The sequence below is a fragment of the Kushneria halocnemicola genome (assembly GCF_965650455.1).
Classification (GTDB): domain Bacteria; phylum Pseudomonadota; class Gammaproteobacteria; order Pseudomonadales; family Halomonadaceae; genus Kushneria.
The window spans coordinates 2740037-2755043 of record NZ_OZ287968.1; the positions used below are offsets into that span (position 1 = coordinate 2740037).

Annotated in this window: 12 protein-coding genes; 1 reads left to right on the plus strand and 11 read right to left on the minus strand. The window is 64.5% G+C overall.

The window, feature by feature from the left end:
- Nucleotides 1-7: 7 nt before the first annotated feature.
- The 8 genes from ACS92L_RS12455 to ACS92L_RS12490 all read right to left on the minus strand — a co-directional run bounded on the left by ACS92L_RS12455 (nt 8) and on the right by ACS92L_RS12490 (nt 10475).
- Nucleotides 8-1660, minus strand: coding sequence for an ABC transporter ATP-binding protein (locus ACS92L_RS12455; RefSeq protein WP_438765251.1), 1653 nt, complete (start codon nt 1658-1660; stop codon nt 8-10).
- Between the two features lie 4 nt (nt 1661-1664).
- A complete protein-coding gene (locus ACS92L_RS12460) occupies nt 1665-2573 on the minus strand; it encodes an ABC transporter permease (RefSeq protein ID WP_245955297.1) in 909 nt (302 codons plus the stop codon).
- A 14-nt stretch (nt 2574-2587) separates the two neighbouring features.
- Entirely contained in the window at nt 2588-3544 is a 957-nt protein-coding gene (locus tag ACS92L_RS12465; RefSeq protein WP_438765252.1) for an ABC transporter permease, read from the minus strand.
- A 99-nt stretch (nt 3545-3643) separates the two neighbouring features.
- Nucleotides 3644-5281, minus strand: a complete 1638-nt coding sequence (locus ACS92L_RS12470) for an ABC transporter substrate-binding protein (protein WP_438765253.1) — start codon at nt 5279-5281, stop codon at nt 3644-3646.
- Nucleotides 5282-5383: 102 nt separating this feature from the next.
- A complete protein-coding gene (locus ACS92L_RS12475) occupies nt 5384-6658 on the minus strand; it encodes an NAD(P)/FAD-dependent oxidoreductase (RefSeq protein ID WP_438765254.1) in 1275 nt (424 codons plus the stop codon).
- A 49-nt stretch (nt 6659-6707) separates the two neighbouring features.
- On the minus strand, nt 6708-7382 hold the full coding sequence (locus ACS92L_RS12480) for a haloacid dehalogenase type II (RefSeq protein ID WP_438765255.1): 675 nt from the start codon (nt 7380-7382) through the stop codon (nt 6708-6710).
- Nucleotides 7383-7565: 183 nt separating this feature from the next.
- Nucleotides 7566-8897: an NAD(P)/FAD-dependent oxidoreductase gene (locus tag ACS92L_RS12485; protein ID WP_438765256.1), complete on the minus strand. Its 1332-nt coding sequence runs from the start codon at nt 8895-8897 to the stop codon at nt 7566-7568.
- 102 nt (nt 8898-8999) lie between these two features.
- Nucleotides 9000-10475, minus strand: coding sequence for an aldehyde dehydrogenase family protein (locus ACS92L_RS12490; RefSeq protein WP_438765257.1), 1476 nt, complete (start codon nt 10473-10475; stop codon nt 9000-9002).
- Between the two features lie 253 nt (nt 10476-10728).
- Between ACS92L_RS12490 and ACS92L_RS12495 the strand changes: the two genes are divergently transcribed.
- A complete protein-coding gene (locus ACS92L_RS12495) occupies nt 10729-11583 on the plus strand; it encodes a GNAT family N-acetyltransferase (RefSeq protein WP_438765258.1) in 855 nt (284 codons plus the stop codon).
- Nucleotides 11584-11674: 91 nt separating this feature from the next.
- Here ACS92L_RS12495 and ACS92L_RS12500 read toward each other — a convergent pair whose 3' ends face one another.
- The 3 genes from ACS92L_RS12500 to ACS92L_RS12510 form a co-directional block, all read right to left on the minus strand.
- On the minus strand, nt 11675-12817 hold the full coding sequence (locus tag ACS92L_RS12500) for an aldo/keto reductase (protein WP_438765260.1): 1143 nt from the start codon (nt 12815-12817) through the stop codon (nt 11675-11677).
- A gap of 151 nt (nt 12818-12968) precedes the next feature.
- Nucleotides 12969-13919, minus strand: coding sequence for a 3-hydroxyacyl-CoA dehydrogenase family protein (locus ACS92L_RS12505; protein ID WP_438765261.1), 951 nt, complete (start codon nt 13917-13919; stop codon nt 12969-12971).
- 52 nt (nt 13920-13971) lie between these two features.
- On the minus strand, nt 13972-14940 hold the full coding sequence (locus tag ACS92L_RS12510; RefSeq protein ID WP_438765262.1) for a sugar phosphate isomerase/epimerase family protein: 969 nt from the start codon (nt 14938-14940) through the stop codon (nt 13972-13974).
- Nucleotides 14941-15007 lie beyond the last annotated feature (67 nt).

The following is a 15007-nucleotide window of genomic DNA, read 5'->3' on the forward strand; positions in this document are numbered from 1 at the left end:
TCATCATTCATGCCACCGGCACGGCCGTCTCGCTGCGCTGTGGGCGGCTTTCAAGCCAGCCCTGACGCAGCTCCGGTACCGAGCCGATCAGCCGGCGCGTGTAGTCATGGCGCGGCGTCTCCAGCACCTGCTGGCACGGCCCGCTCTCCACGCACTCGCCCTGATAGAGCACCATCACGTCGTCGCACAGCGAGCGCACGGTGGAGATGTCGTGGCTGATAAACAGATAGGCCACGCCCAGCTCGCGGCGCAGCTCGACGAGGAGCTCCAGAATGGCGGCGCCGACCACCGTATCGAGCGCCGAGGTCACCTCGTCGCACAAAATCAGATCCGGTTTGGCCGCCAGTGCCCGGGCCAGATTGACGCGCTGTTTCTGACCGCCGGAAAGCTCGCCGGGTTTGCGATCCAGCAGGTTGCGCGGCAGCTTCACCAGATCCATCAACTCCTCGACGCGGGCCCGGCGCTCGCGACGGCTCAGGCTGAAGTAGGTCTCCAGCGGCCGGTTGAGCAGGCGCTGCACGCTGTGGGCCGGGTTGAGCGCATTGTCGGCGCTTTGAAAGACCATCTGGATGCGGCGAAACTGATCCGGCGTGCGCCCGCGCAGCGTGGTAGAGAGCTCGCGCCGGTCGAACTGCACCGCCCCGTGGGACGGCGCCACCAGCCCGGCCACCGCGCGGGCCAGCGTCGACTTGCCCGACCCCGACTCGCCGATCACCCCCAGTGCCTGACCGCGCACCAGATGCAGATTAATATGTTCGAGCACCACGTTCTCGGGCCGGCCCTGACCATCGCGCGAACCGTAGCCGACCTGCAGGTCGTGGATATCGAGAAGCTCGCCCCCGTGGCGGCCTTCAACGGGTGAGAGGTGATCCTGCGGGCGGGCCGCGGCCAAAAGGCTGCGGGTGTACTCATGCGACGGCTGTTCGAGAATTCGGGCGGTGGTGTTGTGCTCCTGGGTTTCGCCGTTTTGCAGCACCAGCACCTGATCGGCCATCTGCGCGACCACGGCCAGATCATGCGACACATAGATGGCGGTGGTGCCGCGCTCGCGCATGACCTGCTTGAAGGCGCGCAGCACCTCGATCTGGGTGGTGACATCGAGTGCCGTGGTCGGCTCATCAAGAATGACCAGCGCCGGGTCGGTGATCAGCGCCATCGCCGCCATCACGCGCTGGAGCTGGCCGCCGGAGATCTGGTGCGGGTAGCGCTCGCCGATGTGCTCCGGGTCGGGCAGGGCCAGGTCATGAAACAGCGACACGGCCTTTTGTCGGGCCTCCTGGCGGCTCATGACGTCATGGATCAGCGCGCCTTCGATGACCTGATCCATCAGGGTCCGTGAGGGGTTGAACGCCGCCGCGGCACTCTGGGCAACATAGGCCACCCGGTGGCCGCGCAGGGCGCGGGTCTGGGTGGCGTTGAGCGACAGGATATCGGTGTCGCCAAGCTGCACGCTGCCACCGGCAATGCGACAGCCGCTGCGGGCATAGCCGAGCATGGCCAGGGCAATCGTGGTCTTGCCCGAGCCCGACTCACCGATCAGCGCCAGTACTTCTCCCGGCGCCAGTTCAAAGCCGATGTCGTTGACGATGATGCGTTCTTCACCGCCCGGCGGGGTGGCGCAGATCCTGAGATCGCGCACCGTGAGTGATTCACCCAGCATATGGTCACTCCTTTTGCGTGTCGCGGCTTTTGGAAAGGCTGTCGATCAGCAGGTTGGCGCCGATGGTCAGCGTGCCGATGGCCAGTGCCGGAGCGATCACCGCCAGCGCCCCCTGACTCAGCCCGCCAATGTTTTCACGCACCAGCGAGCCCAGATCCGCCGCCGGCGGCTGAACCCCGAGCCCCAGAAAGCTCATGCCGCTGAGCAGCAGCACGATAAAGACAAAGCGCATGCCCATGTCAGTGAGCACCGACTGGATCATGTTGGGCATGATCTCGACGGCGGCGATGTAAAAACGCCCTTCCCCGCGGGTTTTCGCCACCTGCACGTACTCAAGCGTGGCCAGATTGGTCGCCAGACTGTGCGAGATGCGAAACGCGCCGGGGGCATAGCTCAGCACCGCGGCCAGGATCAGAAGCGGGATAGAGGTGCCAAAGGCCGACACCATGACCAGTGCCATCATCTTGCTGGGAATGGAGATCAGGGTATCGAAGATGCGGCGCACGCCCTCTTCCAGCCAGCGCGGCAGCAGCACGGTCAGCATGCCGAACCCCGCGCCCACCAGCGTCGAGAGAAGCGCTGCCACAACGGCCAGTCCCACCGTATAGCGCGCCCCGGTCAGCATGCGGCTGAGCATGTCGCGGCCCATGTAGTCGGTGCCCAGCCAGTGGGCCGCACTCATGCCGCCATAGATCTCATCGGCAACGAAGGCCCCCATCGGATAGGGCGCCAGCAAGGGGCCAAACAGCGCCACCAGCACCCAGAAACCAAACAGGGTCAGCCCGATCCAGCGCAGCAGTTTCAGGCGCGGTTTGTTGCGGCGGGCCGGCGCAGAGATCGGCAGGCGGCTGCCGTCGACCATGCGCCGGGCGGATGCTCGGCGCTGTGACGCGCCTTGACGACGATGTGGCATGGCATGGGTCTCACTCATCGGTTTCGCAGCCTCGGGTTGGAGAGGATCGCGCACAAGTCGGCCACCATCACCAGAATCAGGTAGGCGCCGCAAAAGAGCATGGCGCAGGCCTGAACCAGGGCGAGATCCCGGTTGGACACGGCATCCACCATCAGACTGGCGATACCCGGATAGTTGAAAATCGTCTCGACGATGATGACCCCACCCAGCAGATAGGACAGGCTCAGCGCCACGGCGTTGGCGATCGGGCCGACCGCGTTGGGCAGGGCGTGACGCAGCACGCGCCGCACCGGCGGGACCCCCTTGAGTCGGGCCATTTCGATATAGGCGCTGTCGAGCTGGTCGATCAGCGCCGCCCGGGTCATGCGCGCCATCTGGGCGATCAGAACGCAGCACAGCGTCAGCACCGGCATGGCATAGATCCGCACGAAATCGCCGACGCTCTCGACGGTCGAGACGTAGGACAGCGCCGGCAGCCAGCCCAGGTGCACGGCAAAGATCAGCACCGCAAGCGTTGCGACCAGAAACTCCGGCACCGCCACCATCGACAGCGTGATCACGTTCAGCGCCCGGTCGATGTTGCCGCCGCGACGCATGGCGGCCACCAGCCCCATGGTCAGCGCGATGGGCACTGAAATGGCCGTGGTAATGGCTGCCAGCAGCAGCGAGTTGGGCAGGCGATCATTCATCAACTGCGCCACCGGCATGCCGTTGCTGGCCGACATGCCCAGATCACCGGTGGCAAAGCCGGTCAGCCAGTGCCAGTAGCGCACCAGTGGCGACTGATTGAGGCCGAGCTCCTCTCGCAGGGCCGCAACCTGCTCGGGCGTGGCGAACTGACCCAGAATCTGCTGAGCGGTGTCACCCGGCAGCAGGGAGGTAATGGCAAAGATCACCAGTGACACCAGAAACAGCGTCAAAAGACTTGAGGACAGACGTCCCAGCACCAGTTTGGGCATGGCGTTGCGCATCTCTTGCCTCCGGGGTGGGGGCCGACCGGCACGCAGGCGCTCTTTCGGCAACCCTGCGCGCCGCGGCCGGCATCAGTGACAGGAAGGGGGACACGCCGTTTACGCGTTCCACCAGATGTTTTCAGCACACATGTAGCCCATGAAGGCGCCCAGCGGGATGGTGCGGTCCATGCCGCCGATACGGGCGTCATAGCCTTCGACATCGCTCAAAAAGACCGGAATGCCGATACCGCTTTCTTCATGAATCAGGGTCTGCATGTCGGCATACATCTGCCGGCGTTTGGCGTCGTCCGCTTCGCTGCGCGAGGCCACCAGTAGCTGGTCGAACTGTTCGTTTTGCCATCCCGACTCGTTCCAGGCCGCGTTGGAGGCGAAAAACTGCGACAGGAGAATATTGGCGGTGGGCCGCGGGTTGACGTTGCCAAAGCCCAGCGGGTGCTTCATCCAGTGGTTGGACCAGTAGCCGTCGGCCGGCACCCGGTTGAGATTGAGGTTGAGCCCGGCCTGGGCGGCCGACTGCTGCAAAAGCTGGCCCATCTCCTCGGAGTAGTTGGCCGCCGGCGAGACCACCAGCGGCACGCGGGCCCCGGTGACGCCGGCCTTTTTCAGCAGCGAGGCGGCCCGCTCCGGGTCGTATTCGCGCTGGGGCAGGCCATCGAAATAGTAGGGCGAGGACGGCGCAATGGGCTGATCGTTGGCGATCTCGCCGTAGCCGCGCAGGGCCACCCGCTTGATCTGCTCGCGATCGAAGAGATATTTCATCGCCTCGACAAACTCGGGGCGGCTGCCGGGCTGCTGATCGACGCGCATGACCAGGTCGGTGTAGTTGCCCGAGTTGGTGGTCTTGACCCGGCGACCGTCACTTTGACTGATGCGGTCGGCGTTACGGCCAGTGAGGTTATTGATCATGTGGACATCGCCGGAAAGCAGCGCATTGACGCGCGCCGACTCGTCGCTGATCCCCACCATCTCGATGGCGTCGAGATACGGATGGCCCTCGCGCCAGTAGTTCTCGTTACGCACCGCCACCGAGCGCACGCCGGGGCTGAACTCCTCGCATGTGAACGGCCCGGTGCCGATACCCTTTGAAAAGTCGGTGGTGCCATCGGGCACGATCACCAGATGAGAGACGGCCAGAACGGAGGGCAGTTCGATATTGGGAGACGACAGGGTAATTTCGACGCGTCGATCGTCGAGTGCCGTGACGCTGTCGATCTGATCGACCATCGACAGCACCCTGGAACCGACAGCCGGGTCCTTGTGGCGCATGATCGAATAGATGACGTCCTGAGGGGTGAGCGCCTTGCCATCGTGGAATGTCACCCCCTGTCGGAGGGTAAACACCCAGTGGCCGCCGTTGTCACTGCTCTCGAACGTCTCGGCCAGCGCCGGCTGCGGCTCGAGCTGTTCGTCGAACCGGGTCAGGCCGTTATAGAAGGTATAGGCGCGCACGTAGTCGATGGCCGTCGAGCCCCGGGACGGGTCCAGCGACTCACTGGAAGACGACGAGTGCGCCGCCATGCGAATGCGACCGCCCCGTTTCGGGGTGCCCTGACTGTCGGCGGCCCATCCAAACGACATGCCGGGCAGCATGCCGCTGCCGGCGGCCGCAATCCCGGCCACGCCGAGCATTTTCAATGCCTGACGGCGTGACAGCCCGGCCTGCATGGCGCGATAGACCTGCAGACTCTGCTCCGGGGAGACCAGCGTGTCATCACCGCGTTTGTTGTGTGTCATGAGCCTTCTCCTTCTGCCTGAAATTGTTATTGCATTCGGATACAGCGCTGCATTGATGACAGCCCCTGGCTGTCGCGTTGTTGTGTTCTTGTTGTTGGCCGGCTAGTGCAGCCGGTCCTGCAGGCGGTACCAGCCGCCCACCAGGGGAAGAAACCAGGGCTTGCCGAAATTGCCGGGGATGGCAGGCCAGTTATCGCTTTGCCACGGATAGTCCTTGCGCTGGCCCAGCATCATCTCGGCCAGCATTCGACCCATGTGCACCGACATCTGCACGCCGTGGCCGCTAAAGCCCATTACGTAGTACATGCCCTCATGGCGTCCGGCGTGGGGCAGGCGGTCGCGACTCATGTCCACCAGCCCGCCCCAGCAGTGTGACAGCGGCGTATCAGCCAGCTGCGGAAAGGTGTCACGAAGGCCGCGGCGCAGAATCTCGCCGCTTTTGGCATCGGATTTGCCGCCGGACATGGCAAAGCGGGCGCGCCCGCCAAACAGCAGGCGGTCATCCGGGGTCAGGCGGAAGTAGTGGCCGATGATGCGACTGGTCACGCAGGCGCGACGGTTGGGAATGAGCTGCGCGCACTGCTCGCTGGACAGCGGCTCGGTGACCACGATGAAACTGCCCACCGGCGCCAGCCGACGACGAAACCAGTTCAGCGGGCCGACCTGAGAGGCGCCGGTCGCCAGCAGTACATTGTTGGCGTAAAACTCGCCATGCGGGGTGGTCAGGCGATAGCGCTCGCCTTCACGCTCAACGCCGGTCATGGGGGTGTGTTCAAAAAGATGGGCGCCGTGACGCACGGCCGCCTCGGCCAGTCCGGTGCCAAAGCGGCCCATGTGCATCTGGCCACCGTTTTTCTGCCAGAGCCCGCCGTAAAAGGCCGGCGAATCGACCTCACGGCGCGCCTCTTCCTTTGAGAGCAGCGCCACATCCGGGTCAACATCGCGGCGAATCGCCTCGCAGGTGCGCCCCAGCTTGTCATAGTGCTCGGGCTTGGCAGCCAGCTTGAGCTTGCCGCGGCGCAGGTAATCACACTCGATCCCCTCCTCCTCGATCACCTGCTCGATCGAGGCCACCGCCTCGCTGTAGCTGCGGTAATGCAGTATTGCCTGGTCGCGGCCGAGCTGATCGACCATGCCGACGTAATCCTGGGCCACGCCGGTGTTGCACTGCCCGCCGTTGCGCCCGGAGGCCTCGCCGATCACGCGGCCGGCCTCCACAAGCGCCACGCGGGCACCGCCGCGAGCCAGGGTGCGCGCCGCCGACAGCCCGGTCAGGCCGCCGCCGACCACGGCCACATCATAGTGGCCCTCGGGGGGATGGGACCTAGCACCGGTAAACGCCGGTGCCGTATCCAGCCAGTAGGACTCGAACTTCATGAACGCTCTCCCAAAAGGGGTCGCAGTGACGATTCACAGACCGACCAGCTCAGAGACCGACAAGCGCCGGCAGGCCGCGAATATCGGCAATCTCGGTGGCGCCGTAACCCTCACAGAAGCCTTCATGATGGCGCGCCACGAACGCCTTGTTTTTGATGCCCATAAAGTGCGCCGACATCAGGTCGTAGCGAAAGCTCGAGGACACGTGCAACAGCTCATCGGGCTGACAGCCCAGGGTATCGATCATGGCTTCAAAGGCGGCCAGACGCGGCTTGTAGACCTGGAACATTTCTGCCGTGAAGACCTTGTGAAACGGCACTTCCAGCTTTTTGACGTTGTCCATGATCTGGCTGTCATCGGCATTGGAATAGATGACCAGCGGGATTTTATCGGCGATTTTTGAAAGCCCCTCCACCACGTCCGGGTGAGGCCCCCAGGTCGGCACCGCCTCGAAGTAGCGCATGCCTTCGTTGTCGCGATACTCCACGCCCCAGCGCTTGCAGGTGCGCTCAAGTGCCGTGCAGATAATTTCCGAATAGGGCTTCCAGGGGCCCAGCACCTCATCGAAGCGATAGGCCCCGAAGGATTTGACGAAGGCGTCCATCTGATCGGCCTGCGGGAGGCGGTCGGCAAAGATCTCCCGGGTCATGGTGGCCATCTGAAAGTTGGTCAGCGTGCCGTAGCAGTCAAAGGTGATGTACTTCGGGCGCATGATGTCGCTCATGGTGTATCGTCCTGTGTTGTCGTGCCGTGACGGCGATGATTGTTGTGGACGTTGGCCTCCCGCCGGGGGCCATGACTCCATTACAGCACTCCCTGACCATCGCAGGACGCTGAAAGCCCGGGGGCTGTCGGTACAAAACCTCCTTTTTGCGTGGTTGCACAGCACAGCCTGCGGCAGACGGGGTTACATCATCTCGGGCTGGCGGATGCGACTGCCTCGGGCAAACCGGTCGAGATGATAGGGCGTCGGGTCGACCACGGGCGTGGCGCCGGTGACCAGATCCGCTGCCAGCTGCCCGCCGCCGGGGCCGATGCCGAAGCCGTGGCCGCTAAAGCCCGAGGCGACGATAAAGCCCGGGATGGCCTCGACCGGCGAGATGACCGGCACCATGTCCGGGGTGGTATCGATCATGCCGCCCCAGACGCGGGCAATATGCACGCCCTTGAGCGCGGGATACTCCGCGTGCAGCCCGGCCAGCGCGGCGCGCGCCTGCGCCATGTCGGGTGCGGGGTCCAGCACGCGCGTTTGCTCAAACGGCGAGACCTGGTCGAACTCCCAGCTGCCTGCGGCTTCGGGACCGCGAAAAAACGATCGCCCGATGCGCACCTGCAGCTTCTTGGCCAGCTTGCTGCGATAGGCGCCATAAAATTTCGTGGCGTAGCGAAGCCCCTGCGGGCTGATCTCGACCCGGCCAAACCCGGGCATGGCCAGCGTGTAGCCCCCGTCAAGGCGCCGTCGCAGGGCAATTTTCGGCGTGGTCAGACAGCCTGGCGTGACCTGATCACCCGGCGTGGTCTGAAGCGTGGTGCCCATGATGTTGGCCGCCGGCAGCTCGACCCCGTGGCGGCGGCAAAAGCGCGAGCTCCAGGCGCCCCCGGCACAGACCACGCTTGAGGTGCGAATCAGGCCGCGCTCGGTCCACACGCCGCTCACGCGCCCGCCGGTAAGCTCCAGCCCGCGTACGGCGCAGTTTTGATGGACATACGCCCCGCGCTCGCGGGCGCCAAAAGCAATCGCCGGACACGCCATGGCAGGCTCGGCGTGACCGTCGGTGGGAGAAAAGACGCCGCCGAGCCATTTCGAGGTGGTGCCGGGCGCCTTTTCATGGGCCTGTTCGGACGTGAGCCGGTGACTGACAAAACCATGCTCGCGCGCCTTCTCCCCCCAGGCCTCCCATTTGGCCAGGCTTTCGGGGTTGTCGGTGGTGTAGACGATGCCGCTGCGGCGAAAGCCCACGTCGCGCCCGATCTCACCGGACATCGCCTCCCAGCGGTTCAGGCTGTGCATCGCCAGCGGCAGCTCGAACATGTCGCGGTTTTGCTGGCGCACCCAGCCCCAGTTGCGACTCGACTGCTCACAGCCGATCAGACCCTTCTCCAGCAGTGCCACCGACACGCCCCGACAGGCCAGCTCGTAGGCCGTGGTGGTGCCCACGATGCCGCCGCCGATCACCACGACATCGACCTGTTCGGGAAAGTCGGGACTGTCGTGCACGGTATCCACATTAACGAACATGTTCGAAACCCTCTTGTCTTGTTGTTGGCATCTCTCATACCGGATGCTTCACTCAGGCGCCGGATTATGACATGGCCTGCGACGTCACGATGACGCCTCGCCTCAGGGGTTCAGGTCGATCAGCACGCTTTTGTGATGCAGGTTGGCCTCAAAGGCGGCCCGCCCCAGATCGCGCCCGATGCCGGAGCGCTTGTAGCCGCCGGTGGGCAGGATGTAGTCGTTGCTGCGTCCATAGCGATTGACCCAGACCGTGCCGGCGCTGAGTTGACGTACCGCGCGCAGGGCGCGCCCGAGATCGGCCGTGTGCACCCCGGCGGCCAGGCCGTACATCTCGTGTTCGGCCAGCGCCAGGGCCTCCTCTTCACTGTCAAAGGCCTGAACGGTGAGCACCGGGCCGAAAATCTCCTCATGAACGGCCGGATTATCGCTTTTGTCGACCTGCAGGATCGTGGGGCGATAAAAGCAGCCGCCGGCATTCGTTTCAAAGCGTGCCCCGCCGGTGATCAGCTCGGCGCCGGCATCAATGGCGCGGGCAACCACCGACTCGATGCGCCCGGCCTGGGTCTCGGAGATGATGGGCGAAAAGCGCGTGCCGGTCTGCCAGGTCAGTCCCGGCGCCAGCCCGTCAAACTGCGCGTTCAGCCGCTCGATCATGGGCGCCATCAGCGAGCGCTCGATCAAAAGGCGCGAGCCCGCCACACAGACCTGGCCGGCGTTGCCGGTGATCGCCCCGGCAAGCGTTTTAGCGGTGCGGTCGAGATCCGGGATATCGCCAAAGACCAGCTGCGGGCTCTTGCCGCCCAGCTCCAGCGTCACCGGTTTCGGCCCGGTCTCGGCGCAGGCGCCCATGATGGCGCGACCGGTCACCGTGGAGCCGGTAAAGGTGATTTTCGCCACGTCGGGATGGCGACACAGCGCGTCCCCGGTGGTGGGGCCATCGCCCTGAATCACGTTGAAAACGCCCGGCGGCATGCCGGCCTCGATGGCAAGCTCGGCCAGGCGTACCGCCGTAAACGGGGTCATCTCGGAGGGCTTTAATACCACCGTATTGCCGGCCGCCAGCGCCGGAGCCACCTTCCAGCAGGTCATGCTCAGCGGAAAGTTCCAGGGCGCGATGGCGCCGACCACGCCCAGCGGTTCGGCAATCTGCATCCCCAGGCTGTCGTGGGCGGTGGCGGCCACCTCGCCGCCGTGCTTGTCGGCAAATTCAGCAAAAAAGCGGATGCCCTCGGCGGTATAGGGCACATCCCAGGCGCGCGCCTGATCGATTGGCCGGGTCGAGCCCAGCGCCTCGAGCGCGGCCAGATAGTCGATATCGGCCTCGATCAGATCCGCCCAGCGGCGCATGATGCGAGCGCGCTCGCGCGGGGCACACCGCGCCCAGTCGGCGCGCCTGAAGGCCTGACGCGCGCTGATGACCGCCTCATCGACGCGCTCGGCATCGCCAAGCGGCAGCCCGGCATAGGCCTGCCCATCGGCCGGTCGACGCACCTCGAGCGCCGCGTCATCGCGCACCTGACGGCCATGCAGGAAGTGGGCACAGGGAATCGTGATACGGGCGGGGTCGAAACTGGACATGACAGGCTCTCTCGGGCAGGGAAGGAACACGCCCGGTACTCGGGGCGAGACGCTCCCTTCATGCTACGACCAATGGCCCGGCACGGGGTGCCGAGTGTGATCGCGCCCGGCGCAGTTGATGCGCCAAAGACACCCCCATTCGGTCAGATCTGCCGAATTGCATCGCCCGGTCCTCAATGATGTGGCACGCACGCCGGGTGCATGCGACAGTCCTGCCACCACACGCTGACACCTTCAACGGGAGCCTGCCGTCATGTCTTCACTATCCTCGCTGCCTTCATCCGACGCCGCCCTGAGCGATCTGTACTGGCGCCCGCTGCACGACACCGACCTGGCCCCGGCCCATGTACTGTCGCAGGGGCTGGGCTGGCCCCATCGCATCGAGGACTGGGCCATGATGCTCGAACTGGGCCACGGCGTGGCGCTGGAAGACCCCGACGGCGAACTGATCGGCACGGGATTTTGCCTGCCACAGGGTCAGGCGGCCACGCTGGGACTGGTCATCGTTGATGATGCCTGGCAGGGCAAGGGGCTGGGGCGCGCCATGATGACTCGCCTGATGGCGCTGGCCGAGGATCGCACCCAGTTTCTGGTAGCGACCGTGGCCGGCGCCCCGCTGTATCAAAAACTCGGCTTCGCGCCGTGCAACACGGTCTGCCAGTACCAGGGCAGCGTCACGACCGCCGTGCAGGTGCCGGACACCGACGGGCTGCGCGCCATGACCGACGAGGACACTGCATCCGTCATGGCGCTGGCGCCCGACAACCCCGTTCACCGCAAGGCCGTGGATCAGGCCACCGATGGCGCCGTTATCGAACGCGACGGCCGGCTGGTCGGCGTGGCCCTGCGCCGCCCCTTCGGGCGCGGCGAGCATATCGGCCCCGTGCTGGCCGAAACGCCAGAGCAGGCCCGTGCGCTGATGGCCTCACTGCTGGCCCGCGCCGAAGGGGCCTTCGTGCGGCTGGATCTGGTCGACCCGGAAGATGATCAGTGGCTGATCGATGCGGGGCTTGTCTGCGTGGACCGGGTGGTGCGCATGCGCCGCGGCCCCGACAGTGACGAGGCAGCGCTGGTGCGATTTGGCCTGATCACTCAGGCAATGGGCTAGGCCGACATCCGTTCAACAAACAGGGGCCATGTTTCACGTGAAACATGGCCCCTGAATGATCGCGACAAAAGAAAAGCTACTGCTCTAGCACTCAGGCCTGACCCGGCACGGGCGCGTCACTCTCGATCAACCCTTCCGATTTCAGTGCGTCCCAAAAATCCGCCGGGATATCGACGGTCATCGAGGCCTGATTCTCGCGGGCGTGCTCGGCCGTGCGTGCGCCGGGAATGGTGGCGCCAACCACGTCGGGTGCGGCGGTGAACTGCAGCGCCGCGGTGCGCAGGTCCGTGCCGTGATCACGGGCAATGGCGCTGATGCGATCGCGCTTCTCTGCAAAACCGTCGGGAATGTCGGTCTCATACATCCAGTGGTTGCTGCCGGCCAGAAAGCCCGAGCCCAGCGGGGCGCCGATCACCAGCGACACGTCGCGCTTGCGGCAGGCCGGAAACAGCCGGTCCAGCGCGTCGCGATGGTTGAGCAGGGTGTACTGCGTGGCCTGCAAAATGACATCGGGGTCACCGGCGTCCATGGCCGCCAGGCTCGGCTCGATCTCGTTGACGCCCATGCCCCAGCCGCCAATGATGCCTTCATCACGCAGGCGCTCAAGCTCGGGAATGGCCCCCTTGCGGGCGGTCTCGAAATACTCCTGCCACTGCGACCCCATGTCCTTGTTGTCCGGCGACAGATCATGGATATAGACCAGATCGATCTTGGACACGCCCATACGCTGCAGGCTGTCCTCGATGGAGCGGCGCACGCCATCGGCGGAGTAGTCATAGCGGTAGTTCGTGCGCAGATTGCCCTGCCAGTTGCCGGCGTTTTTGGTCGAGGCATCCGGGATCAGAAGCCGCCCCACCTTGGTCGAAAGCAGATACTCGCTCGGGTCCTTGTCAAACAAAAACCGGCCCAGGCGCCGCTCCGAGAGCCCAAGACCGTACCAGGGGGAAGTGTCAAAGTGGCGCGCGCCGCCTTCCCAGGCCGCCGCCAGCATCCCCGTGGCCTCTTCTTCGGAGGTCACCCGGTACATGTTGCCCAGCTGCGTACCGCCCACGCCGTACTTGTGCTCGGGGGGAAAGAGATCCATGGCCAGCGGCGGATTGTTCGGCAATGCCTCGTCGCGGCGCGCCTGATCGCTGTCGCCACCCTTTTTTTGCGCTGCCATGAGACGGGGCGCGGCCACGCCGGCCGCTGCGGCCACCGCACTCAGGGCCAGAAAATCGCGTCGTGATGCCATGATGGGCTTTCTCCCTTGGATGAATAGGCAATGACCAGAGCCTGGCGCAGCCACGACGGCCACTCTATCTTTTCGGCGCGCGCCTTCAGACATAAAAAAGCGCCCGCTCGGTAACCCGAGCAGGCGCTTTCAAAAACAGCCGTCAGCCGGATTATTTCATCGGCGGCGGCCCGAGCTCCTTCATCAGCTCCGAGAGCTTCACGTAGGCCCGGTTGCGCCAGGCAATCAGGTCAGGAATGCGCTCGGCCGGCACGTCGGTAAAACCGCCGCCGCTTTTGGTGCCCATCTTGCCCTGATCGATCAGCGAGCTGAGCGCCTCGGGGGTGGCAAAGCGCTCGGGGAAGTCGGTCTGCAGCGACTGATAGCAGAAGTTGTAGACATCCAGCCCCGCCATGTCGGCGATCGCGAACGGGCCGAAAAACGGCAGCCGGAAGCCAAACGTCGTGCGCACCAGGGTATCGATGTCCTCGGCGCTGGCCACGCCCTCTTCCAGCAGCTGCGTTGCTTCGTGAAACAGCGCGTACTGCAACCGGTTGAGCACAAAGCCGGTGACGTCCTTGACCGTGGCCGTCTCCTTGCCGGTTTCATGGACGATGGCACAGGCCTTCTCGACGATATCGGAGGCCGTGCCTTCATGCGGGATGATCTCCACGCCCGGCACGAACGGCGACGGGTTGGAGAAGTGCACGCCCAGAAACCGTTCCGGATGCGTCACGGCCTCGGACAGTTTGGCAATCGAGATGGTCGAGGTGTTGGTGGCGATGATCGCATCGGGGCGCGCCGCGGCGCTGACGCGACGAAAGATCTCGTGCTTGATGTCGATCTTCTCGGGCACCGCCTCTTCGATGAAATCGGCATCGCGCACCGCGTCCTCGATGGATTCTGCGACCTTCACCTGGCGTTCGATGCGCTCGACGGCGTCACTCGGAAACAGGCCGTCGGCGACGAATTTGCGGGTTTCCTCGATCAGGCGTTCACGGTTGGCCTGCGTCACTTCAAGCGACACATCACTGATCAATACGTCAGCACCGGCCAGCGCCATGACCTGGGCGATACCGCCGCCCATGTAGCCCGAGCCGACAATGGCAATTTTACGTGTCATGAACCTTCACTCCCTGTACTCATGGTGTCGTCATATCGCGGTCAGAGGCTGATCAGCCTTGGCGCACCTGGCTTTTGCCGAGGGCATAGTCCGATGTGCGCGGCAGGATCTTCTCGCGCAGGTAACGCTGGTTGCTGCTGGACACGCTCAGGCCATCGCCGCCGTAGTGTTCGGTGCAGATGATTCCCTGAAAACCGTTGGCCAGTGCAATCTCGAACGCCTTGCGATAGCTGATCAGACCCGATTCCAGCGGCGCGGGCATGGCCACGTAGTAGTCGCGTGCCACGTCCTCGTCGCGGATATAGTTTTTGACGTGCCAGTAGTTGGCATACGGCATGGTCTTTTCCATGATCTCGAGCCAGGGCTCGATCGGGCGGTGCAGACGGATCAGGTTGCCCACGTCCGGATTGATGCCGACGTTGTCCAGACCGATATCCTTGACCAGCGCCACGGATGAATCCGCCGTGCCCAGATAGGTGTCTTCATACATCTCAAGCGACATCAAAAGGCCCAGCTCGTCGGCGTGGCGGCCCAGCTCCTGCAGACGCTTCACGGCCAGATTCCACATGTCGCGATCGGCCTTCGGGTCCTTGTGGCCTTCCACGGTCCAGAACCACAGCTGCTTTTGCTGCTCCGGGGTCAGGGCCTGGTGCAGGCCAAAGGAGACCACCCGGCAGCCCAGCGCCGCGGCGGCTTCCAGCGTGCGGTGGCTGTAGGCCAGATTGTCCTCGCCATGCTCGGCGTCGATCACGCTGCGACGAATCGCCGAGACCGACGGCAACCCGATACCCACCTTCTTCGCCGCGCCACTGAGCGCTTCCAGCCGATCACCGGAAAGATCGCCGGGCTTGATCCAGCTGTCGAAAAGATCGGCGTTGTCAAAACCGGCATCGCGAACTTCCTCGAACACGCTTTGCCAGTGTGAGGCGTCGGCCTCGTTGACGGCGCGCCCCTGGGCATCAACGCCGGAAAACTGCAGCAGGGCGGCCGTGATCGGCCAGTCATCAGCGGTATAAGGCATGGGTACATCTCCTTTTGAGGGGCTTGCAGAAAACGTTCATCAGGGCCCGGGGCATGGCCGGCGGGCC